This window comes from Mycolicibacter sp. MU0102 (assembly GCF_963378105.1).
GTDB classification, from domain to species: domain Bacteria; phylum Actinomycetota; class Actinomycetes; order Mycobacteriales; family Mycobacteriaceae; genus Mycobacterium; species Mycobacterium holstebronense.
This window is the reverse complement of the sequence record NZ_OY726398.1, coordinates 2,579,098-2,600,365: the sequence shown is the minus strand read 5'-3', so window position 1 is coordinate 2,600,365 and position 21,268 is coordinate 2,579,098. Positions and strand designations below refer to the sequence as shown.

Below are 21,268 nucleotides of genomic sequence, written 5' to 3'. Positions count from 1 at the left end.
CCGGCATGGGAAGATGGGACACGTGTTGCGTTGGATAACTGCCGGGGAATCGCACGGTCGCGCGTTGGTGGCCATGGTCGAGGGCATGGTCGCCGGAGTCGCCGTCACCTCGGCTGACATCGCCGATCAGCTCGCTCGCCGGCGCCTGGGCTATGGCCGCGGGGCCCGGATGAAGTTCGAGGCCGACGCGGTCACCGTGCTGTCGGGGGTGCGGCACGGGATCACCCTGGGCGGCCCGATCGCCGTCGAGATCGGCAACACCGAATGGCCCAAATGGGAGACGGTGATGTCGACCGATCCGGTCGACCCGGCCCTGTTGGACAGCGAGGGTGGCGCCCGCAATGCGCCGCTGACCCGGCCACGACCCGGTCACGCCGACTTCGCCGGCATGCTCAAATACGGTTTCGACGACGCCCGGCCGGTACTCGAACGTGCCAGCGCGCGCGAGACGGCGGCCCGTGTCACCGCGGGCACTATTGCCCGGGCCTTCCTGGACCAGGCGCTGGGCGTTCAGGTGATCTCCCACGTGATCTCGATCGGCGACTCCGACCCGTACGACGGTCCGGTGCCGCAACCGGCCGACCTGGCCGCCATCGATGCCAGCCCGGTGCGTGCCTTCGACGCAGGCGCCCAGGAATCCATGATCGCCGAGATCGAGGCGGCCAAGGCCGACGGCGACACTCTGGGCGGTGTGGTCGAGGTGGTCGTGTCGGGCCTGCCGATCGGTCTGGGCTCCTTCATCAGCGGTGATGACCGGCTCGACAGCCAATTGGCTGCCGCGATCATGGGCATCCAGGCGATCAAGGGCGTCGAGATCGGCGACGGTTTCACCACCGCCCGCCGGCGCGGCAGCGCGGCCCACGACGAGATGTACCCCGGACCCGACGGTGTGGTGCGCTCCACCAACCGGGCCGGCGGGCTCGAGGGGGGTATGACCAACGGTCTGCCGTTGCGGGTGCGTGCGGCGATGAAGCCGATCTCCACGGTGCCGCGCGCCCTGGCCACCGTCGACATGGCCACCGGCGAGGAAGCCGTCGCGATCCATCAACGCTCCGATGTGTGCGCGGTGCCGGCCGCCGGCGTGGTGGCCGAAGCCATGGTGGCGTTGGTGCTGGCCCGCGCCGCGCTGGACAAGTTCGGCGGCGACTCGCTGACCGAAACCCGGCGCAACATCGAGGCCTACCGGCGTTCGGTGGCCGACCGCGTGCCGGCGGGCGACCAGGAACGGGCCTCGGGGTAGTTCATGGCGCCCAGAGCGGTTCTGGTGGGCTTGCCCGGAGCGGGCAAGTCCACGATAGGACGGCGCCTGGCCAAGGCCCTCGACGTTGAGATGCTCGACACCGATGCCGCCATCGAGGCCCGCACCGGTCGCACCATCGCCGATATCTTCGCCACCGATGGCGAACCGGAATTCCGTCGCATCGAAGAAGACGTGATTCGGGAGGCGCTGGCCGAACACGACGGTGTGCTGTCGCTCGGCGGGGGAGCCGTCACCACCCCCGGGGTACGCGAAGCGCTGGCCGGACACACGGTGGTGTTCCTGGAGATCAGCGCTGCCGAAGGCGTGCGTCGCACCAGCGGCAGCACGGTACGGCCCCTGCTCGCCGGCCCCGGTCGGGCCGAGAAGTTTCGTGAGCTGATGTCGCAGCGGGTGCCGCTGTACCGACGGCTCGCGACGATCCGGGTCAACACCAACCGGCGTAACCCGGGTGCGGTGGTGCGCTATATCGTGTCTCGGCTGGAGTCCGGCGCACCCGCCGGCCGCACGCACCCGCAACCGGCGGCATCAGGCCCTGCCGCCCCGCCGGTTGCCCCGCCCACACCCGCAACGCTGGCCGCACGACAGACCGGAGGACGCAAGTGACCGAGATTCCCGAGCCGATCACCGTGACGGTGGCCACCGACCCGCCGTACCCGGTGGTGATCGGTAAAGGCCTGCTCGGTGATCTCGCCGGGTTGCTCGCCGGGCGCAACAAGGTCGCGATCCTGCACCAGCCGACCATGGAAGCGACCGCGGAGGGTATCCGAACCTACCTGTCCGACAAGGGGATCGAGGCGCACCGCATCGAGATCCCGGACGCCGAGGACGGTAAGTCGCTGCAGGTGCTCGGCTTCATCTGGGACGTGCTGGGCCGCATCGGCCTGGACCGCCGCGACGCCCTGGTCAGTCTCGGCGGCGGAGCCGCGACCGACGTCGCGGGATTCGCCGCCGCGACCTGGTTGCGCGGCATTTCGATCGTGCATGTACCGACCACGTTGCTGGCCATGGTGGACGCCGCGGTCGGCGGCAAGACGGGCATCAACACCGATGCCGGCAAGAACCTGGTCGGTGCGTTCCACCAACCCGCCGCCGTCGTCGTCGACCTGGCCACCCTGGAGACGTTGCCGCAGCGCGAGATCGTCGCGGGCATGCCCGAAATCGTCAAGGCCGGCTTCATCGCAGATCCGGTGATCCTGGATCTGATCGAGGCCGATCCGGTGGCGGCGATGGATCCGAACGGGGAGGTGCTCGGCGAGCTGATCAGGCGGGCCATCACGGTCAAGGCCGAGGTGGTCGCTGCCGACGAAAAAGAGTCGGATCTGCGTGAAATCCTCAACTACGGACACACTTTGGCGCACGCCATCGAAGCGCTGGAGCACTACCAGTGGCGCCACGGAGACGCGGTGTCGGTGGGCCTGGTGTTCGCCGCCGAACTGGCCCGCATCACCGGACGTCTCGACGATGCGACCGCGGACCGGCACCGCTCGATCCTGCTGTCGCTCGGGCTGCCGGTCAGCTACTACGAGGATGCGCTGCCCGCACTGCTGGAATACATGATGGGGGACAAGAAGAATCGGGCCGGCGTGCTGCGGTTCGTGGTGCTCGACGGTCTGGCGAAGCCGGGCCGGCTGGAAGGGCCCGACCCGATGCTGTTGGCGGCCGCCTACGACGAGGTGGGTCGGCGATTCCGATTGGAGCGGCGATGAACCGGATCAACGTCATCAACGGCCCCAACCTGCAGCGGTTGGGCCGGCGTGAGCCGGATGTCTACGGCAGCACCAGCTATGCGGATCTACAGGCGCTGATCGAGCAGGAAGCGGCCGTACTCGGGGTCGAGGTCGTGGTGCGCCAAAGCGACAGCGAAGCCGAGCTGTTGGAGTGGATTCATTCCGCAGCCGACGCCGCCGAACCGGTGATCCTCAACGCCGGCGGCCTGACCCACACCTCGGTGGCCCTGCGGGACGCCTGCGCCGAGCTGCCCGCCCCGCTCATCGAGCTACACATCTCCAATGTGCATGCGCGCGAAGAGTTTCGGCGACACTCCTACCTGAGCCCGATCGCCAACGGTGTGATCGTCGGCTTCGGGGTACGCGGTTACCTGTTGGCGCTGCGCTACTTGGTCGAGTCGTCGGAGGCCGAGTCTTCGGACGACTCGGTTTCGGAGACCGCGCTGTCGGACTGAGCCTCGGCGCCGCCGTTGTCCTCGATCACGGGGAACTCGGTGGTGGCGTCGGTGTCGGCCGGGAACTCTTCGGTGGTGAAGCCGGCCGAGGGGCCGGCCAGTGTCGCGTCGGGAGCCGGCGCGGCGGCTTCGGTCTGCACGGCGCCGGTCTCTTCGGCGGCCAGCGCGGGAGCGCCGACGGTGGCGAACACGTCGGTCGCCGGCTGGCTCTCGGCCGCGGCGGGGACCGGGCGGCGTTCCGGATGCTTCTCGTATTCCTTGTCGATGGCGCGGCGCCCGAGTGCCACCGCGGCCACCGCCACTACGAACACCAGCAGCGCGGTGAAGGCCGCGAAGCTGGTCAGCTCGTTGAAGAACGTGCTGATGTAGAGCGCCTTGTCGACCTGGCCGATGAGCCACGAGACGAACCCGCTGAGCAGCCCGGCGACCAGCCCGGCACCCAACCAGGTCATCGCGAGGTCAGCGCGCCGGTCCGGGTCGGCGGTGGCTTTGGCGTCCTCGCGGCCGTCGGAACGGCCCCAGACGAACACTGCGATAGCGAACAAGATCATCAATGCCAGGCTGATCAAACCGGCCTGCGCCTCGAAGGCGTTGATCAGCACCCCCTGGATGAGGCGGATCACGACCATCAGTGCAGCGAACACCAGCCCGCGCAGAAACCACTTGCTCATGGGGGCACAGCGTAGCGAGTACCGTCACACCGCGTGACACATTCCTCCCGTCGGGCGCGTCTGAGTGTCGCGATCGGTGCCGCCGAACTGGACGCGATGCTGGTCACCGACCTGATCAACGTGCGATATCTGTCCGGATTCACCGGTTCGGCCGGAGCGCTGCTGGTCTATGCAGACGAGCGGCCGGCGGTGTTGGCAACCGACGGCCGCTACCGCACACAGGCTGCCCGGCAGGCCCCCGACCTGCAGATCGCGATCGAACGCACCGGGGCCCGTCATCTGATCACCCAGGCCGCAGCGGCCGGGGCGCGCCGGGTCGGCTTCGAAGCCCATGTGGTGACCGTGGACGGATTCGACGCCCTTTCGGCGGCCACGCAGGCGGAGGGAGCAGTGGCCGGCGCGGACTGTCCCGTCGAGCTGGTCCGCGCCTCGAACACAGTGGAGACGCTGCGCGAGGTCAAAGACGCCGGCGAAGTGGCCCTGCTGCGACGGGCCTGCGAGGTGGCCGACGCGGCCCTGAGTGATCTGGTGCAGCGCGGCGGCCTGCGGCCGGGGCGCACCGAACGTGAGGTCCGCCGGGAGCTGGAAGCCCTGATGCTCGACCACGGCGCCGACGCCGCGTCGTTTGAGACGATCGTGGCCGCGGGTCCCAACTCGGCGATTCCGCATCACCGACCCACCGACGCGGTGCTGGCCGCCGGCGACTTCGTCAAGATCGACTTCGGCGCCCTGGTGGCCGGCTATCACTCCGACATGACCCGCACCTTCGTGCTGGGGCCGCCGGCGGATTGGCAGCGGGAGATCTATCAGGTGGTGCAGGCCGCGCAGCGGGCCGGCCGAGAGGCGTTGGGGCCGGGCGCGGAACTGCGTGCGGTGGACGCCGCCGCGCGCACCGTGATCGCCGACGCCGGCTACGGCGAGACCTTCGGTCACGGCCTCGGCCACGGGGTCGGGTTGCGGATACACGAAGCGCCCGGCATCAATGCGGCGGCCGACGGTACACTGCTTGCCGGTGCTGTGGTGACCGTAGAGCCCGGCGTCTATCTGGCTGATCGTGGCGGGGTCCGTATCGAGGACACGCTCGTGGTCGCTGATACTGCCGGGCAGGCCCCGGACCTGCTGACTCGGTTCCCCAAGGAACTGACCATTCTCTAGGAGACGTGAACGACCGTGGCTTCAACTGCTGACTTCAAAAACGGGCTGGTACTGGTGATCGACGGCCAGCTGTGGCAGATCACCGAGTTCCAGCACGTCAAGCCGGGCAAGGGTCCGGCCTTCGTGCGCACCAAGCTCAAGAACGTGGTGTCGGGCAAGGTCGTGGACAAGACCTACAACGCCGGCGTGAAGGTGGAGACCGCCACCGTCGACCGCCGCGACGCGACCTACCTGTACCGCGACGGCAACGACTTCGTGTTCATGGACAGCGAGGACTACGAGCAGCACCCGCTGCCCGAATCGCTGGTCGGTGACTCGGCGAACTACCTGCTGGAGAGCATGCTCGTGCAGATCGCCTTCCACAACGGGGTGGCGCTGTACCTGGAGCTGCCGGTCAGCGTCGAGCTGGAGGTCACCCACACCGAGCCCGGTCTGCAGGGCGATCGGTCCAGCGCGGGCACCAAGCCGGCCACCATGGAGACCGGCGCCCAGATCAACGTGCCGCTGTTCATCAACACCGGAGACAAGCTGAAGGTCGACACCCGCGACGGCAGCTACCTGGGACGGGTCAACTCCTGACCATGCCCGATGGCAAGCCGGTAAAAGGCCGGCACCAGGCCCGTAAGCGTGCCGTCGATGTGCTCTTTGAGGCCGAGGCCCGGGGACTGACCCCGGCCCAGGGCGCGGAGCTGCGAACGGCGCTGGCGAGTGCGCAGCCCGACGTGTCGCCACTGCCCCCGTACACCGTGACGGTGGCCAATGGGGTTACCGAGCACGCCGCGCACATCGACGACCTGATCACCTCGCACCTGCAGGGCTGGAAACTGGAGCGGCTGCCGGCCGTGGACCGGGCGATTCTGCGGGTGGCGATCTGGGAGTTGCTGCATGCCGACGACGTCCCGGAGCCGGTCGCCGTGGACGAAGCGGTCAAGCTGGCCAAGGAGTTGTCCACCGACGAGTCGCCCGGGTTCGTCAACGGCGTGCTGGGCCAGGTAATGCTGGTGACCCCGCAGTTGCGGGCCGCCTCGCTGGCGGTTCGGGGGGCCACCGCGCCTCTCGACACGGTCGCCGCCGCCGACACCGACACCGAGGACGAGCCGGACTCCGACTCAGCGGACTGAACCGGCCCCGCGCCGCCACAGCACGGGCACACTTGCCCTATGGGCGAGGGCTGGGACGCACCGAATCGGAGACTGCGGGTTTCGGCGTTGGCCGCGGTGGCCAACCCGTCGTACTCGCGGGTCGACACCTGGAATCTGCTTGACGACGCTTGCCGGCAACTGGCCGAGGCCAACCGGGCCGGCCTGGACACCACCCACGAGGCCGCGCGGGTAAAACGCCTGCTTGACCGGCTGGGCGCCTACGAGCGGTACTGGCTGTTCCCCGGCGCCGCGAACCTGGCGGCCTTCCGCGGCTACCTGGAGTCGATGGCGACGGTGTCGCTGACCGAGCGGGTGTCGCTGGTGGTGCGGCTGCTGTCGGACTACGGCGACCGCGCGGCGCTGTTCGACCTCGGTTTGCCGCTGTCGGATCAGGAACTGGTAGCCCAGGCCCGCCAGCAGCGGTTCTACACGGTGCTGCTGGCCGACGACTCACCGCCGGATGTGCCCGAGAGCCTGGTGGAAAGCCTGCACCGACTGCGCAGCCCCGACGACGATGTACAGATCGAACTGCTGGTGGTGTCCAGTGTCGAAGATGCTGTCACCGCCGTCGCCCTCAACGGCGAGATCCAGGCGGCGATCGTGCGGCACGACCTGCCGTTGCGCTCACGCGACCGGGTGCCGCTGATGACCACCCTGCTGGGCGCCGACGACGACCCCACCAGCATCGGCTGCGGCCGCGACGCCATCGAATGCGGTGAGTGGATGCGCCTGTTGCGCCCGCACATCGATCTGTACCTGCTCACCGACGAGTCGATCGCCGCCGACGCCGAAGACGAGCCGGACGTCTACGACCGAAGCTTCTATCGGCTCAACGATGTCACCGACCTGCACAGCACCGTGCTTGCCGGCATCCGGAAGCGCTACGCCACACCGTTTTTCGATGCGCTGCGCGCCTATGCTTCCGAGCCGGTCGGGCAGTTCCACGCGCTGCCGGTGGCGCGCGGCGCCAGCATCTTCAACTCGCGTTCGCTGCAGGATATGGGAGAGTTCTACGGCCGCAACATCTTTATGGCCGAGACCTCGTCCACCTCCGGCGGACTCGACTCGTTGCTCGACCCGCACGGCACCATCCGGGTGGCGATGAACAAGGCCGCCAAGACCTGGAACGCCGACCACACCTATTTCGTCACCAACGGGACCTCGACCGCCAACAAGATCGTCGTGCAGGCCCTGACCCGGCCCGGCGACATCGTGCTGATCGACCGCAACTGCCACAAGTCGCACCACTACGGGCTGGTGCTGGCCGGCGCGTATCCGCTGTACCTGGATGCCTACCCGCTGGCGCCGTTCGCGATCTACGGCGCGGTGGCGCTGCGCACCATCAAACGTGCCCTGCTCGACCTGGAGGCCGCCGGCCAGCTGCACCGGGTCCGAATGCTGTTGCTGACCAACTGCACATTCGACGGCGTCGTCTACAACCCCCGCCGGGTCATGGAGGAGATCCTGGCGATCAAGCCCGACATCTGCTTCCTGTGGGATGAGGCCTGGTACGCGTTCGCGACCGCGGTGCCGTGGGCGCGGCAACGCACCGCGATGGTCGCCGCCGAAGGGCTGGAGGCCAGGCTGGGCTCGGCGCACTACGCCAAGGAGTACCAGGCGTGGCACGACAGCATGGAAGGCATCGATCGCGACCAGTGGAGCGAGCACCGGCTGCTGCCGCATCCGTCGGCGCGGGTGCGGGTCTATGCCACCCACTCGACCCACAAGTCGCTGTCGGCGCTGCGGCAGGCGTCGATGATCCACGTCCGGGATCAGGACTTCAACGCGCTGGCTCGCGAGTCGTTCGCCGAGGCGTTTTTGACCCACACCTCCACCTCGCCGAACCAGCAGCTGCTGGCCTCACTGGACCTGGCCCGCCGCCAGGTGGACATCGAAGGCTTCGACATGGTCCGGCGGGTCTATGACATGGCGTTGGTGTTTCGCCACCGGGTGCGCAAGGACCGGCTGATCAGCAAGTGGTTCCACATCCTGGACGAGAGCGATCTGGTGCCCGACCGATTCCGGGAATCGACGGTCAGCTCCTACCGGGAGGTACGCCAGGGGGCGCTGGCGGAGTGGAACGAGGCCTGGCGGTCCGACGAGTTCGTGCTCGACCCCACCCGGGTCACCCTGAACGTCGGCAAGACCGGGATGACCGGCTACGACTTCCGCGAGAAGATCCTTATGCAGCGGTTCGGAATTCAGATCAACAAGACCTCGATCAACTCGGTGCTGTTGATCTTCACCATCGGCGTCACCTGGTCCAGCGTGCACTACCTGCTCGACGCGCTGCGTCGGGTCGCCGGCGAACTGGACCGCGCCTGGAATGCGGCCAGCACCGATGACCGCGCGCTGCAGCGCCGCCGGGTCACCGAGATCACCGAGGATCTGCCACCGCTGCCCGACTTCAGTGCGTTCGCACCGGCGTTTCGTCCCGGCGGCACCAGCCCGATCGGCGACATGCGCGCGGCGTTCTACGGCGGCTACGAAGAGGCCGACCGTGAGCACGTGCTGCTCGGCGACGCCGGCCGCCGGGTCGCCGACGGCAAGACGCTGGTCTCGACCACCTTCGTCGTGCCATACCCGCCCGGCTTCCCGGTGCTGGTGCCCGGCCAGGTGATCTCCAAGGAGATCCTGTACTTCCTGGCCGAACTCGACGTGAAAGAGATTCACGGCTACAACCCCGAGCTGGGGCTGGCGGTGTTCACGCCCGAGGCCCTGGCCCGCTATGCGCGGGCACCCGGCGTCGCCGATTAGCCTCACCGCGATTGTTACCCAGGCTGCGGCCGCCGCGGCGGCGCAATGCGCCCACACCAGCAGGTTTCCGCTGGCAGCCCGCAGCGGGCGGGTGGCGCAATGAGTTTGTCCCCCCGATCAGCGGAATTCGCAGCTCTGGGGTCGCCGAGGGGGCGGCCCTTAGCGTGTCTGCATGGCCGAAGCCCACGTCGCATCGCAGCCGATTCGCCGTGCGGATCGGGCCCGGCAGGTCGCCGATGTGCTGCGCCATCAGATCCATGCCGGCGCCTACGACGACGGGTTGCCCGGCGAACCGGAACTGGCCACTGAGTTCGTCGTCTCCCGCAATATCGTTCGTGAGGCATTGGCCGCGCTGAAGGCCGAAGGACTGATCCATCGCGGGCCGCGAACCGGCACCCACGTGGCTCAGCACAAATACGATCACGGACTGGACTCACTGCGCGGCCTGCAGGAGACCTTCGATGCGCAAGAGGTGCGCAACGAGGTGCGGGTGGCGACGACGGTAAGCGCCCCGCCCTCGGTCGCCCGCCGGCTCGGTCTCGGCGCCGGTGCCCAGGTGGTCTTCATCGAACGACTGCGCTACCTCGGTGATGTGCCGCTGAGCCTGGACCAGACCTATCTGGCGCCCGATATCGGCGTCGCCGTGCTGGCCCATCCCTTGGAGTCCACCGACGTGTTTCCGCTGATCGAACAGATCAGCGGCCAGCGCCTCGGCGATGCGACCTTGGCGCTGGAGGCGATTCCGGCCGACCCGCACACCGCGGCTCTCCTGCAACTTCCCGGCGGCGCAGCCCTGCTGATGCTGGAGCGGCTCACCAGCCTGGAGGACGGCCGGCCCGTCGATCTCGAATACATCCGGATGCGCGGTGACCGCGTCACCATGCGCGGCACCCTGACGAGGAGTTATCCATGACGCTGGTCAACGGCCGTACCGATGTCCCCGTGACGATCGATGAATCGCTGTGCATCTCCGGCTGCACGCTGTGCGTCGACATCTGCCCGCTGGATTCCCTGGCGATCAACCCGGAGAACGGCAAGGCCTTCATGCACGTCGACGAGTGCTGGTACTGCGGACCGTGTGCGGCGCGCTGTCCGACCGGCGCCGTCACCGTCAACATGCCCTATCTCATTCGCTGAATGCATTGACCATCAAGGTGTTTCATGAAGAGATCCCTCATTCTGCTGACCAGCGTCGTCCTCGCCCTGGCCGGATGCTCGCTGGATTCCACGACCGCGGGTGATTCCGTCGACGTGGTGGTGGGCTATCAGTCCAAGACCATCAACACCGCGACCGCCGGCACCCTGCTGCGCGCTCGTGGCTATCTCGAGCGCCGGCTCGCCGACATCACCAACCGGACAGGAACTCGCTACCGGGTCGACTGGCAGGACTACGACACCGGGGCGCCGATCACCGCGCAGATGCTCGCCGAGAAGATCGACATCGGATCGATGGGGGATTACCCCATGCTGGTCAATGGCGTCCGAACCCGGGCCAACGAGCAGGCCCGCACCGCGATCGTCTCGGTGACCGGTTACCACCCCGCCGGTGCGCTGAACATGGTGGTGGTGTCGCCCGACTCCCATGCGGACACGTTGGCCGACCTGGCCGGCGCCAAGGTGTCGGCCAGCGTGGGCTCGGCCGGCCATGGCACCCTGCTGCGCGCGCTGGCCGGCACGGGAACCGGCGTCGAGGTGCTCAACCAGCAGCCTCAGGTGGGGGCCTCAGCGCTGGAATCCGGTCAGGTTCAAGGCCTGTCGCAGTTCGTGGCCTGGCCCGGATTGCTGGTGTATCAGGATCGCGCCCGGCTGCTCTACGACGGCGCCGAACTCAACTACCCGACCCTGCACGGGGTAGTGGTGCGCCGAAGCTATGCGCAGGCCCACCCGGAAGTGCTCGACGCATTCCTGCAAGCCCAGCTGGATGCGACCGACTTCCTGAAACGCAAACCGTTGGAGGCGGCCCGCATCGTCGCCGAAGGCAGCGGGCTACCGCAGGAGGTCGTCTACCTCTACAACGGGCCGGGCGGCACCTCATTCGACGCCACCCTCAAACCGCAGCTGGTCGCCGCGTTGAAGAACGACGTGCCCTACCTCAAGTCGATCGGCGACTTTGCCGAGCTGGACGACTTCGACGTGGATGGGTTTGTCGACGACAAGCCGCTGCGCGCGGCGTTCGATGCGCGAAAGCTGGACTACGACAAGACGGTCGCCGAGATCGACAAACCCACGACGGTCGGCGGCGAGCTCTGGCTGGACGGATCCGAAACCACCGTGACGGTGCCGGATTCTGACGCGCTGCTGGACGCCGTGCGCGCCGCGACGGCCCGCGGCGATCATCTGCGGGCCGCCTATGTGCACGACGCCGAGCTGGGGACTCGGTGGTTCGCCGACAAATCGGCGTGGGTTCGCGACGGTACGCACTACCTGCCGTTCGACACCACAGCCGGGGCGAGGCGCTATGTCGCCGCGCATCCGGGCAGCACTGTGCTGGATTATCGGCAGGCCCTGGCGGGTGCGGCGTGACCGCGGTGCTGGCCGGTGCCCCGGCCGCGTCCGCTCCGGTCGGTGCGGTACCGCGCCGGGCCCGGACCCAACGGCGGTCATGGCTGCTGCGGCTGGTCTCGGTGGCGGCCGCCCTGGGGCTGTGGCAGCTGCTGACCGTCGCCAACGTGCGGTGGTGGCTACGGTTCGACACACTGCCGACGGTCGCTGCGGTCTTCACCACGTTGGTGCGCCGGTTGGGCACCGAGGCGTACTGGCTGGATCTGGCCCAGTCGCTGATCCGGATTCTCACCGGATTCGGTCTGGCCGCGACTGTCGGTGTCGCCACCGGCATCCTGCTGGGCAGATCGCGGGTGGCCGCCGACGTGGTCGGCCCGATCACCGAACTGATCCGGCCCATCCCGGCCATCGCGTTGGTTCCGGTCGCGATCCTGCTCTTTCCTGCCAGTGAACAGGGCATCGTGTTCATCACGTTCCTGGCCGCCTTCTTCCCGATCTTGGTCAGCACCCGTCACGCGGTGCGCGCCCTGCCGACGCTGTGGGAGGACTCGGTGCGCACCCTGGGCGGCGGACGCTGGGATGTGTTGAGCCAGGTGGTGATTCCGGGCATCCTGCCGGGGGTCTTCGGCGGTCTGTCGGTCGGCATGGGTGTGTCGTGGATCTGCGTGATCTCCGCGGAGATGATCTCCGGGCGCCTCGGCATCGGCTATCGCACCTGGCAGGCCTACACCGTGCTGGCCTACCCGGACGTGTTCGTCGGCATCATCACCATCGGCGTGCTGGGGTTCGCCACCTCGGCTGCGGTGGAGACGGTCGGGCGGCGGCTGACCCGCTGGCTGCCGCGCAGTGAGGAGAACGGGCGATGACGGTCGGCATGAGTTTGACTTTGGACCGGGTCCGGCTGTCCTACACCGATTCTCCGGTTATCGAGGAGCTGAGCCTGGCGGTACGCCCCGGCGAGATCCTGGTGCTGACCGGTCCGTCCGGCTGCGGCAAGTCGACGGTGCTGCGCGCCCTGGCCGGGTTGCTGCTTCCCGATCAGGGGCACGTTTTGGCCGACGGCGCCGAGGTGAGGACAACCTCGCGGGACCGCGGCGTGGTGTTCCAGGACAACGCGCTGCTGCCGTGGCGTTCGGTGCGCTCCAACATCGAGCTCGCGCTGCGGCTGCGCGGTGTACCGCGCACCGGGCGGCGGGCCCAAGCCGACCGATGGATCGCTGAGCTGGGCCTGACCGGCTTCGGCGACTATCTGCCGAAAAGCCTCTCCGGTGGAATGCGGCAACGGGTTCAGTTGGCCCGCGGCCTGGCCGGCGCGCCTCGAGCGGTGATGATGGACGAACCGTTCGGGGCGCTGGACAGCGCCACCCGCGCTGCCATGCAGGCGCTGCTGATCGACACCTGGCGATCCCACCCGACCACGATCGTGTTCGTCACCCACGACGTCGACGAGGCACTGGCACTCGGTGACCGGATCGCGGTGCTCGGGCGTGCCGGAGAGCCACTGCGGGCGCTGATCGACGTCCCCGAACCGCGCAGCGGCCGGGCAGAACCCGGACTGCGCGCCGCGATCCTCACCGCATTGGAGCACTCATGACGCAGACGCCCCTGCAGATCCCGGATGTCGCTACACCGCAGCGGCTGGACTGCGACGTGCTGGTGATCGGCGGCGGCACCGCCGGCACCATGGCCGCGCTGACCGCCGCCGAGCACGGCGCGCAGGTGTTGTTGCTGGAGAAGGCTCACGTGCGCCACTCCGGGGCGCTGGCGATGGGCATGGACGGCGTCAACAACGCCGTAATCCCCGGCAAGGCCGAGCCCGAGGACTACGTCGCCGAGATCACCCGCGCCAACGACGGAATCGTCAACCAGCGCACCATCTACCAGACCGCCACCCGCGGCTTCGCGATGGTGCAGCGGCTGGAACGTTACGGAGTGAAGTTCGAAAAAGACGAGCACGGTGAGTACGCGGTGCGCCGGGTCCACCGCTCCGGCTCCTACGTGCTGCCGATGCCCGAGGGCAAGGACGTCAAAAAGGCGCTCTACCGGGTGCTGCGGCAACGCTCGATGCGGGAGAAGATCCGCATCGAGAATCGGTTGATGCCGGTGCGGGTGCTCACCCGCGACGGCCGGGCGGTCGGGGCCGCCGCACTGCACACCCGCACCGGTGAATTCGTGGCCGTCGGCGCCAAGGCGGTGATCCTGGCCACCGGGCCGTGCGGGCGCCTCGGGCTGCCCGCGTCGGGCTATCTGTATGGCACCTACGAGAACCCGACCAATGCCGGCGACGGCTACTCGATGGCCTACCACGCCGGCGCCGAGCTGTCCGGCATCGAATGCTTCCAGGTCAATCCGCTGATCAAGGACTACAACGGACCGGCTTGCGCGTATGTGGCCAACCCGTTCGGCGGCTATCAGGTGAACTCGCTGGGGGAGCGATTCGTCGACTCCGACTACTGGTCCGGTCAGATGATGGCCGAGGTCAAATCCGAGATCGACTCCGCGCGCGGGCCGATCTACCTCAAGGTGTCGCACCTGCCCGACGAGACGCTCTCGGCGCTGGAGAACATCCTGCACACCACCGAGCGGCCCACCCGGGGAACCTTTCACGCCAACCGCGGTCACGACTACCGCACCCACGACATCGAGATGCACATCTCCGAGATCGGTTTGTGCTCGGGGCATTCCGCATCGGGGGTGTGGGTCGACGAGAATGCCCGCACTACGGTTCCGGGCCTGTACGCCGCCGGCGACCTGGCCTGCGTGCCGCACAACTACATGATCGGTGCCTTCGTGTTCGGCGACCTCGCCGGAGCGGATGCGGCAGCCACCCTGGGCGAGGTCGCGGCGCCGGGGGACCTGCCGGCCGACCAGCTCGCCGAGGCTCACGAGCTGATCTATCGCCCGTTGCGCCATCCCGACGGTCCGCCGCAGCCGCAGGTGGAATACAAGCTGCGCCGGTTCGTCAACGACTATGTGGCGCCGCCGAAGTCGGCTGCCAAGCTGTCGCTGGCGGTGCAGACCTTCGAGCGGATGCGCGGTGAGATCGCCGAGATGGGTGCCCGCAGCCCGCACGAGCTGATGCGCGCCGTCGAGGTGTCGTTCATTCGTGATTGCGCGGAGTTGGCCGCCCGGTCATCGTTGACTCGTACCGAGTCCCGCTGGGGTCTGTACCACGACCGCGCCGACCTGCCCGGTCGTGACGACGCGCAGTGGGGCTACCACCTCAACGTGCGCAAACGTGCTGACGGTGCAATGGAATTCCTCAAGCGTCCGGTCGCCCCCTACTTCGTGGCTGTCCCGGAACTGGACGGGTTGCCGCCGACCGACCAGTCGGTGCATGCGGTGACGCAGCCCCCGCTGCTGGGCGGCCAGGCTCCGGCGACCGCGGTGTCGCGGGTTGCGGCGCCGGCCGCGGTGAACCCGCCGTCGCCGCGTATCGCGGCGGTCGTCGCACTGGAGGAGCCCACACTGGCCGATCTGGACGACTACCTCAGTGATCCCGATCCGGCGGTGCGCCGTACCGCGGTCGCCGCGCTGAGCGAGCACACTCCCGACGGCTACGCCGCTGCGCTGTTCGCCGCGCTCGCCGATGCTGACGCGGTGGTGCGCCGGACCGCTGCCGACGGAGCGCGCGAGCTCGTCGAAGTGGTTACCGATCCGGAGTTGGCCGGTGCGCAGCTGAACTCGCCGGATCCGGTGGTGCGGGCCGCCGTGGTGTACCTGTTGTCCAGCCGACGGATCGGAGACCCGGCGGACTACCGGGCCGCACTGGCCGATCCCGACCACCGCGTGCGCATCGAAGCGGTGCGTGCACTGGTCTCGGTCGACGATGCAGCGACGGTGGCGATCGCGGCCGGCGACGGCAACCGCGAAGTGCGCGTCGCCGCAGCCAACGCCTTGGCGACGTTGCGTGCCGGGGCGGATGCTGCGCGAGTCCTGATCGGCGACCCGGACCCGCTGGTGCGTGCGGCCGCATTGGCCGCGCTCGGTGAGATCGGCTGCGGGCCGCAGGACCTCACCGTCATCACATCGGCACTACGTGAGTCGGCTTGGCAGGTGCGGGTCGGCGCGGCCCGCGCGCTGGTCGGTGCACACGCCGAGGCGGCGGTGCCGCTGCTGACCGTGGCCCTGGAGGACCCGCATCTCGACGTGCGCAAAGCTGCCGTGCTGGGGTTGACCCGCTGGGCCGAATCCGACGTCGCCGCTCGCGATGCGCTCGGGCTCGCGGTCAAGGACAACGACGCCGACGTTCGCGCGTATGCGCGTCGGGCCTTGCAGGAAGCGGCCGGGTCAGTACGCTGACTCGCCATGGCCACGTCGGACGCAGTTGGCGGGTCGGGCGGCAATCCCCGGCTGTCCGTACAGGACTGGGTGCAGGCCGGCTTCCGGATTCTGGCCGAAGACGGCGTCAAGGCGCTGACCATCGACCGCCTCTGCAAGCGGCTCGGGGTCACCAAAGGCAGTTTCTACTGGCATTTCGCCGATATGAAGACCTACCGGCAGGCGTTGGTCGACACCTTTGCCGCAGTGCGCGACTCGGACCGCGGCGACTTCGATGCGCTGTCGGAACTGCCGCCGCGCGAGCGGTTATCGCACATGATGGCCGCCCTGGTCGGGCCCGCCCATTGGATGCTCGAACGTGCAATGCGCGAATGGGCGCGGTCGGAGGACAGCGTCGCCGCGGCGGTACGCAGCTCTGATCTGCGGGTGCTCAAGGCGGTTCGGCAGGCGTTTCTCGACGACGGCTTCGACACCGATGAGGCCGACATGCGTGCCAACGCAACGTTCGCCGCCGGCATCGGGTTTCTGCATCTGTCCGTTTCGGCGCCGAGCTCACGAGTGGCGAGCGGGCGGGAACAGTTCCTGGACGTCATGCTGCGACACTGACCTCCATACCAAAAGGTATGGTACGGTCCGGGCATGGCGACCATGACGGCACCGGTGGTGTCCGAGGAATTCATCTCCCGACTGGCGCAACGCGCCGCAGCAGCCGAGGAGCTGCGCCGACTGCCGGCGGAAACTGTCGAGGACTTCCGCAAGTCCGGCCTGGCCGACCTGCTCTTGCCGGCTCGCTACGGCGGGCGCCAGGCGGAGTTTCCCGAGATCCTCGACCCGATCCGGCGCATGGCGCACGGCTGCGCGTCGAGTGCCTGGACGCTCGGGTTCTACATGCTGCACAACTGGATGCTGGCGCTCTTCGGTGAGCAGGCCCAGGACGAGGTGTTCGCCGACGGGCCGGTGCTGTGCCCGGCGCCGTTGGCGCCGACCGGGCGCGGCGTGCCCGACGGTGACGGCATCCGGCTGTCCGGGCGTTGGTCGTGGGCGACCGGGGTGGCCGACGCCGACTGGATCATGGTCGGAGCGATCTGCGGACCCGACGACGGGCCCTACCCGGCGCTGGTGCTGCTCCCAGCGGCCGACATGCGCATCGAGGACGTTTGGCACACCGCGGGCATGCGGGCCACCGGCTCCAACGATGTGGTCATCGAGAATGTGCACGTCCCGTCGCACCGGTTGGTCAAGGTCCTCGACATCTACTCCGGAACCGCCCCCGGCGCCGAGCTGCATGATGGCTCGGCGTACCGGTGGCCGATGGTCCCGGCGCTGGCCCTGGTCGCCGCGATGCCTGCCCTCGGGTCGGCCGAATGGGTCGCCGACCTGTTCGCCGAACGCCTGAGTGAACGGGTTCTGGCGTATTCCGGTGCGGCACAGAAGAATCAGCCGGCGGCCCAGATCCGCCTGGGGGATGCGCGGGTGCGGCTGCGTGCGCTGCGCGGACTTCTCGATGACACCGCCGGCCGGATTCAAGACGCGGTGGATGTGCGGGAGCGGATCAGTCGCCCCGTTCGGGCCGATGCTCGGGCGGCGGCCGCGTATATCGTGCACGAATCCCGTGCCGTGATCGCCGATCTGCTCGAAGCCTCCGGTGCCAGTGCGCAGTTCGTGGACAACCCGCTCCAGCGCGCCAAACGCGATGTCGACGTCATCTGCGGACACGTCGTCTTCGACTACGACGTGGCACGCGAGTTGTCGGGCGCACTCGAGGCCGGCGTGAAGATCTCACCGATCTCGATGATCTGACCGACGCGAAGGACACCATGAAAACTCTGTGGGTGGAGGCGAGCCCGAAACAAGAGCACTCGCTGTCCTCGGCACTGACTCAGGCCTTCCTGGACGCCGCGCCCGCGGCAGCGGTCGGCGATGTCGAACGGTTCTCGGTGTGGACCGACGAGATGCTGGTGTTCGGGCGTGATGCCGCGTTCGCCAAGTTCGCTCCGCTCTACGGCGAACGCCGAACCCCCGAGCAGAAGCAGATCTGGTCTCAGGTGCTGGCCGAAATCGAGCGGGTGCGGTCATTCGATCGCCTGGTGGTGTCCTCGCCGATGTGGAATTGGCATGTGCCGCATGCCCTGAAGGCCTGGATCGACGTCATCGTGCAGCCGATGGCCAGCTTCACCGTCAACGAGCGCGGCGAGCACGTGGGCACGTTGGGGGAGGGCAAGCCCCTGCAGCTCATCTTGACCCGCTCCAGCGCCTACGACGGCGATCGTGCCGACCTGCAGGACTTCCAGCGGCCGTATCTGGAGTACGTGTTCACCATGCTGGGCTACTCCGTCCAGACCCTGGTCGTCGAGCCGACCACGCGCTGGACCGCCGAAGAGCGGGCGCAGATGCGTGACGCCGCGCTGGAGAAGGCCCGTCTTGAGGGCAAGGAGCTCTAGGGTGCCCGCTGAATAATCGGGGCTTTTCCCTGACGCGGCAGTCGGGCACCGATCAACCTGTCACGCAAACCAGCTGTCGTGGTTACCCCTGGTCGCCCGGATGGCCGGGTTCGCTATGCGGATACCGCTGTCGATACGACGATGCTGCGTCCTCATGAACGTGACGACCGTGATCCAGGGCATCCCCGCGTAGGTAGCCCGCGGTGCCGAGTGCGGTGACGATGAATCCGGCCACCCACGCCGTCCAGGCGACATCCTCGCCGGCGAAGCCCACCATCCACGGTGCGATGAACAACAGAATGCCTGTCGTGGCGATTTTCAGGTGATCGTGGGTCGGGTCGGCGGCCAGCAGCGACCACACCGCCATCATCATCGTCAGGGCCCCCAATCCCACGGTGACAATGACTCCGGTAGGCATGGAGTGCGCGGCAGCCGCGCAGACCACCGTGACAAGCCCAACGACAAGTGTTGACCGGCCCACCCAAGCGCCGGGAATCTTTTGCGGCGCAGCTCCGTATTCGTTGATGCCGGTCTTGGTGGGCGGATTGTCGCGCTGCCACGCGACCAGCCCCAGCACGAGGATCAAAAATCCTGCCACCCACGACGTCCAAGCTGCGCCACGGTCGGGGGCGAAACCCTCACCGAGCCAAGGCAAAATAAACATTGCCAGCCCTACCACTACCAAGCTCCAGTGGTCGGGTGTCGGGTTTCGCACCAGCACGGCCAACGCCCCAAAGTATGCGGTCAACGCACCGAAGCCCAATGTCAGGCTTGCGCCAGGAGTCGTCGAGGTCACCAGAAATGATGCCGCCACGGTGGCGACCCCGATTGTCAGCGCAACCCAGCCGAACCAGCTGCCAGAACGTCTCATCACAACTTCCTTCCTACGCAGATGCACTGTTGCTTACAGTCGTTGGCATCCCGAAGTAATCGTGGACGACGGCGGCAGGGCCGGTTCCCGGCTCGTACAACAGTTCAAGCAGGACACCGTCAGGAGCCTCGGGCATGAAGTAGCGTCGCGGATCGGCTTGCCCACGCGCAGGCCTGACGCTGCCATTCGCGCATACAGGTCGTCGAGTGCGGCAACCTGACTTCCCAAGTGGCTGATCGCGTTACACCCCCGGTCGTGCGGCGATTGCTGGTAGAGATGCAGCGCGCCGGTAGCCATCTTCATGAACACGACATGCCTCCCAGTGGCTGTCGGGTCAGCGTCCCCGGAACACCGCTGCCCGGCGCTCGATGAACGACTGAATGCCCGTGCCGAACGCAGTCTCACCCATATTCACTCCTGACCGGTTGATATCGGTGTGCTACCGGTGCGCTCGTGGACAACGTGTTCCTCTGAAGTGGCCGGTCACCTCGCCCATAGATTTCAGGGTGTCGAGGTCGTCCCGGTTGGACCAGGGGATACGGGCTGCGGTCGATGGAAACGGCCATGTCAGCTCCCTGCAGGCGTACGTGCACAATCCAGCGAAGGCGACTCCTGGCCCGAGGCTACGCGCTGATTCCGGTCGTCGACGTGAAATCCGGGCTACTGAATCGTCGCAGCGACGGTCACCCCGCGTGGGTGGGACGCGACAGCCCCCGCCGAAACGGCCCTATTTCAGCGCTCTCGATGCCCGGCTCACAAGCCCAACGCCGCGTAGGTCCGCCGGACGAACTTCGGCTGCGCCACCCGCAGCTTGGCGATCGAGGTATTGCCGGCAACCGCGACGGCCATGTCGGTGGACAGCGTCGGAGAGTTCTGGACCAGGTAGATCAGGATCAGGTCCGCGGCCGGATCGGCCTGCCACCAGGTGCCGTAGGCGCCCGGCCAGCCGAACGCACCCGCACCGCCCGGCCCGAACAGCGGCTGGGACTTCGCCGGGTCTGTCACCACCGACAGATTGAGCCCGAAGCCGCGGCCCACCCAAAACGGGGCTCCCAGGAACGGGTGCCGCTTCTGGTCGTCGGTGAGCTGATCGGTGCGCATCGCCCGCGCCGATTGGGCCGAGAGCACCCGGGTGCCGTCGAACATGCCGTCGGCCAACAACATGCGGGTGAAGGCCAGGTAGTCGTCGGCGGTCGACATCAGGCCGCCTCCGGCGTTGGGAAACGCCGGCATCGCAATCGGTACCGGCCCCATCGCGTCGTCGCGCAGCGTGTCCCCATCGACGCGGTACATGGTGGCGCTGCGCCCGCGTGCCTGCGGAGTGACGCAGAAACCGGTGTCGACCATCCCCAGCGGGCCCAGGATCCGTTCCTCGATCACCTGCGGCAGTGGCTTGCCCTCGATCCGCGACAGCAGCACACCCAACACGTCAGTGCCGTGGCCGTAGGTGACACGCTCACCGGGCTGATCCACCAGGGGAAGCGCCGCCAGCGCGGTCAGCCAGGCCTCGGGCCCGCGTCCGAAGGGCAGCCGCTGGTACTCCCGCGCGATCGGGCCGGGTACAGAGAATCCGTAGCCGATGCCACAGCGGTGGGTCATCAGATCGTCGACCGTGATTGCGCGCCGTGCCGCGGTGGTGGCCTCCAGCGAACCGGCGGGGTCGACCAGCACGCGCGGCGCGGCGAACTCGGGCAACCAGTGCGCGATCGGGTCGGAAAGCCGCAGTCGGCCTTCGTCGACCAAAGTCATCGCGGCGGCGACGGTGACCGGCTTGGTCATGGAGGCGATCCGGAAGACCGTGTCGCGGGTCATCGGCAGGCCGGCACCGACATCGCGATGGCCGATCTCGTTGACCTGCAGCACCGAGCCGCGCTGCCAGACGAGTGTCACCACGCCGGCGAGCAGGCCGGTATCGCAGGCCTCGCGCAGCGGCGCCTGATTGGGGTCGAGATTCACCCGGTCAGGTTAGCGGCGATCGCAAGCGCGGCAGATGTTAGGCTACGCG

At 68.0% G+C, this 21,268-nt stretch carries 20 protein-coding genes; 17 read left to right on the top strand and 3 right to left on the bottom strand.

From position 1 onward, the window contains the following. Window positions 1-13 precede the first annotated feature (13 nt). Genes aroC through aroQ form a run of 4 tightly spaced genes read left to right on the top strand, consistent with a single transcriptional unit; the run spans window position 14 to window position 3,443 of the window. A complete protein-coding gene (gene aroC / locus RCP37_RS12060; RefSeq protein ID WP_308483352.1) occupies window positions 14-1,240 on the top strand; it encodes a chorismate synthase in 1,227 nt (408 codons plus the stop codon). A 3-nt stretch (window positions 1,241-1,243) separates the two neighbouring features. Then, entirely contained in the window at window positions 1,244-1,864 is a 621-nt protein-coding gene (locus RCP37_RS12055; RefSeq protein WP_308483351.1) for a shikimate kinase, read from the top strand. Window positions 1,865-1,869: 5 nt separating this feature from the next. Beyond that, window positions 1,870-2,967 carry a 3-dehydroquinate synthase gene (aroB, locus tag RCP37_RS12050; RefSeq protein WP_308487059.1) on the top strand — a complete coding sequence of 366 codons (1,098 nt, stop codon included), beginning with the start codon at window positions 1,870-1,872 and terminating at the stop codon, window positions 2,965-2,967. Beyond that, entirely contained in the window at window positions 2,964-3,443 is a 480-nt protein-coding gene (gene aroQ / locus RCP37_RS12045; RefSeq protein ID WP_308483350.1) for a type II 3-dehydroquinate dehydratase, read from the top strand. The genes aroB and aroQ overlap by 4 nt, the downstream gene beginning before the upstream one ends. Here aroQ and RCP37_RS12040 read toward each other — a convergent pair. Then, window positions 3,374-4,114: a B-4DMT family transporter gene (locus tag RCP37_RS12040; RefSeq protein WP_308483349.1), complete on the bottom strand. Its 741-nt coding sequence runs from the start codon at window positions 4,112-4,114 to the stop codon at window positions 3,374-3,376. The genes aroQ and RCP37_RS12040 overlap by 70 nt on opposite strands. Window positions 4,115-4,147: 33 nt before the next feature. Between RCP37_RS12040 and RCP37_RS12035 the strand changes: the two genes are divergently transcribed. The 13 genes from RCP37_RS12035 to RCP37_RS11975 all read left to right on the top strand — a co-directional run bounded on the left by RCP37_RS12035 (window position 4,148) and on the right by RCP37_RS11975 (window position 18,392). Further along, complete coding sequence (locus RCP37_RS12035; RefSeq protein WP_308483348.1) at window positions 4,148-5,269, top strand: aminopeptidase P family protein; 1,122 nt, start codon at window positions 4,148-4,150, stop codon at window positions 5,267-5,269. Between the two features lie 15 nt (window positions 5,270-5,284). Beyond that, window positions 5,285-5,848, top strand: coding sequence for an elongation factor P (efp, locus tag RCP37_RS12030; protein WP_067972896.1), 564 nt, complete (start codon window positions 5,285-5,287; stop codon window positions 5,846-5,848). Between the two features lie 2 nt (window positions 5,849-5,850). Beyond that, window positions 5,851-6,390, top strand: a complete 540-nt coding sequence (gene nusB, locus RCP37_RS12025; protein ID WP_308483347.1) for a transcription antitermination factor NusB — start codon at window positions 5,851-5,853, stop codon at window positions 6,388-6,390. Window positions 6,391-6,429: 39 nt separating this feature from the next. Continuing rightward, window positions 6,430-9,168, top strand: coding sequence for an aminotransferase class I/II-fold pyridoxal phosphate-dependent enzyme (locus RCP37_RS12020; protein WP_308483346.1), 2,739 nt, complete (start codon window positions 6,430-6,432; stop codon window positions 9,166-9,168). 172 nt (window positions 9,169-9,340) lie between these two features. After that, a complete protein-coding gene (locus RCP37_RS12015; protein ID WP_308483345.1) occupies window positions 9,341-10,081 on the top strand; it encodes a GntR family transcriptional regulator in 741 nt (246 codons plus the stop codon). After that, on the top strand, window positions 10,078-10,305 hold the full coding sequence (locus RCP37_RS12010; RefSeq protein ID WP_046188009.1) for a 4Fe-4S dicluster domain-containing protein: 228 nt from the start codon (window positions 10,078-10,080) through the stop codon (window positions 10,303-10,305). Before RCP37_RS12015 ends, RCP37_RS12010 begins: the two co-directional genes overlap by 4 nt. 24 nt (window positions 10,306-10,329) lie before the next feature. Continuing rightward, entirely contained in the window at window positions 10,330-11,691 is a 1,362-nt protein-coding gene (locus tag RCP37_RS12005; protein WP_308483344.1) for an ABC transporter substrate-binding protein, read from the top strand. After that, complete coding sequence (locus RCP37_RS12000) at window positions 11,688-12,536, top strand: ABC transporter permease (protein WP_308483343.1); 849 nt, start codon at window positions 11,688-11,690, stop codon at window positions 12,534-12,536. Before RCP37_RS12005 ends, RCP37_RS12000 begins: the two co-directional genes overlap by 4 nt. Further along, on the top strand, window positions 12,533-13,264 hold the full coding sequence (locus RCP37_RS11995; RefSeq protein WP_308483342.1) for an ABC transporter ATP-binding protein: 732 nt from the start codon (window positions 12,533-12,535) through the stop codon (window positions 13,262-13,264). Before RCP37_RS12000 ends, RCP37_RS11995 begins: the two co-directional genes overlap by 4 nt. Beyond that, on the top strand, window positions 13,261-15,972 hold the full coding sequence (locus RCP37_RS11990) for a fumarate reductase/succinate dehydrogenase flavoprotein subunit (protein ID WP_308483341.1): 2,712 nt from the start codon (window positions 13,261-13,263) through the stop codon (window positions 15,970-15,972). Before RCP37_RS11995 ends, RCP37_RS11990 begins: the two co-directional genes overlap by 4 nt. Before the next feature lie 6 nt (window positions 15,973-15,978). Next, complete coding sequence (locus RCP37_RS11985; RefSeq protein WP_308483340.1) at window positions 15,979-16,557, top strand: TetR/AcrR family transcriptional regulator; 579 nt, start codon at window positions 15,979-15,981, stop codon at window positions 16,555-16,557. A gap of 42 nt (window positions 16,558-16,599) precedes the next feature. Next, on the top strand, window positions 16,600-17,751 hold the full coding sequence (locus RCP37_RS11980) for an acyl-CoA dehydrogenase family protein (protein WP_308487058.1): 1,152 nt from the start codon (window positions 16,600-16,602) through the stop codon (window positions 17,749-17,751). A gap of 17 nt (window positions 17,752-17,768) precedes the next feature. Continuing rightward, on the top strand, window positions 17,769-18,392 hold the full coding sequence (locus tag RCP37_RS11975; protein ID WP_308483339.1) for an FMN-dependent NADH-azoreductase: 624 nt from the start codon (window positions 17,769-17,771) through the stop codon (window positions 18,390-18,392). 82 nt (window positions 18,393-18,474) lie between these two features. Here the strand turns inward: RCP37_RS11975 and RCP37_RS11970 are convergent, their stop codons facing one another. After that, window positions 18,475-19,263 carry an SPW repeat protein gene (locus RCP37_RS11970; RefSeq protein WP_308483338.1) on the bottom strand — a complete coding sequence of 263 codons (789 nt, stop codon included), beginning with the start codon at window positions 19,261-19,263 and terminating at the stop codon, window positions 18,475-18,477. 753 nt (window positions 19,264-20,016) lie between these two features. Continuing rightward, a complete protein-coding gene (locus RCP37_RS11965) occupies window positions 20,017-21,219 on the bottom strand; it encodes a serine hydrolase domain-containing protein (protein WP_308483337.1) in 1,203 nt (400 codons plus the stop codon). Window positions 21,220-21,268 lie beyond the last annotated feature (49 nt).

Bases quoted from the DNA above. Each gene is read 5' to 3' on its own strand.
- RCP37_RS12010 (WP_046188009.1), top strand. From the start codon at position 10,078: ATGACGCTGGTCAACGGCCGTACCGATGTCCCCGTGACGATCGATGAA.
- RCP37_RS11980 (WP_308487058.1), top strand. From the start codon at position 16,600: ATGACGGCACCGGTGGTGTCCGAGGAATTCATCTCCCGACTGGCGCAA.
- RCP37_RS12040 (WP_308483349.1), bottom strand. From the start codon at position 4,114: ATGAGCAAGTGGTTTCTGCGCGGGCTGGTGTTCGCTGCACTGATGGTC.
- aroQ (WP_308483350.1), top strand. From the start codon at position 2,964: ATGAACCGGATCAACGTCATCAACGGCCCCAACCTGCAGCGGTTGGGC.
- RCP37_RS11985 (WP_308483340.1), top strand. From the start codon at position 15,979: ATGGCCACGTCGGACGCAGTTGGCGGGTCGGGCGGCAATCCCCGGCTG.
- RCP37_RS12055 (WP_308483351.1), top strand. From the start codon at position 1,244: ATGGCGCCCAGAGCGGTTCTGGTGGGCTTGCCCGGAGCGGGCAAGTCC.
- aroC (WP_308483352.1), top strand. From the start codon at position 14: ATGGGACACGTGTTGCGTTGGATAACTGCCGGGGAATCGCACGGTCGC.
- RCP37_RS11975 (WP_308483339.1), top strand. From the start codon at position 17,769: ATGAAAACTCTGTGGGTGGAGGCGAGCCCGAAACAAGAGCACTCGCTG.
- RCP37_RS12015 (WP_308483345.1), top strand. From the start codon at position 9,341: ATGGCCGAAGCCCACGTCGCATCGCAGCCGATTCGCCGTGCGGATCGG.
- RCP37_RS12020 (WP_308483346.1), top strand. From the start codon at position 6,430: ATGGGCGAGGGCTGGGACGCACCGAATCGGAGACTGCGGGTTTCGGCG.
- RCP37_RS11990 (WP_308483341.1), top strand. From the start codon at position 13,261: ATGACGCAGACGCCCCTGCAGATCCCGGATGTCGCTACACCGCAGCGG.
- RCP37_RS12005 (WP_308483344.1), top strand. From the start codon at position 10,330: ATGAAGAGATCCCTCATTCTGCTGACCAGCGTCGTCCTCGCCCTGGCC.
- RCP37_RS11995 (WP_308483342.1), top strand. From the start codon at position 12,533: ATGACGGTCGGCATGAGTTTGACTTTGGACCGGGTCCGGCTGTCCTAC.
- RCP37_RS11970 (WP_308483338.1), bottom strand. From the start codon at position 19,263: ATGAGACGTTCTGGCAGCTGGTTCGGCTGGGTTGCGCTGACAATCGGG.
- nusB (WP_308483347.1), top strand. From the start codon at position 5,851: ATGCCCGATGGCAAGCCGGTAAAAGGCCGGCACCAGGCCCGTAAGCGT.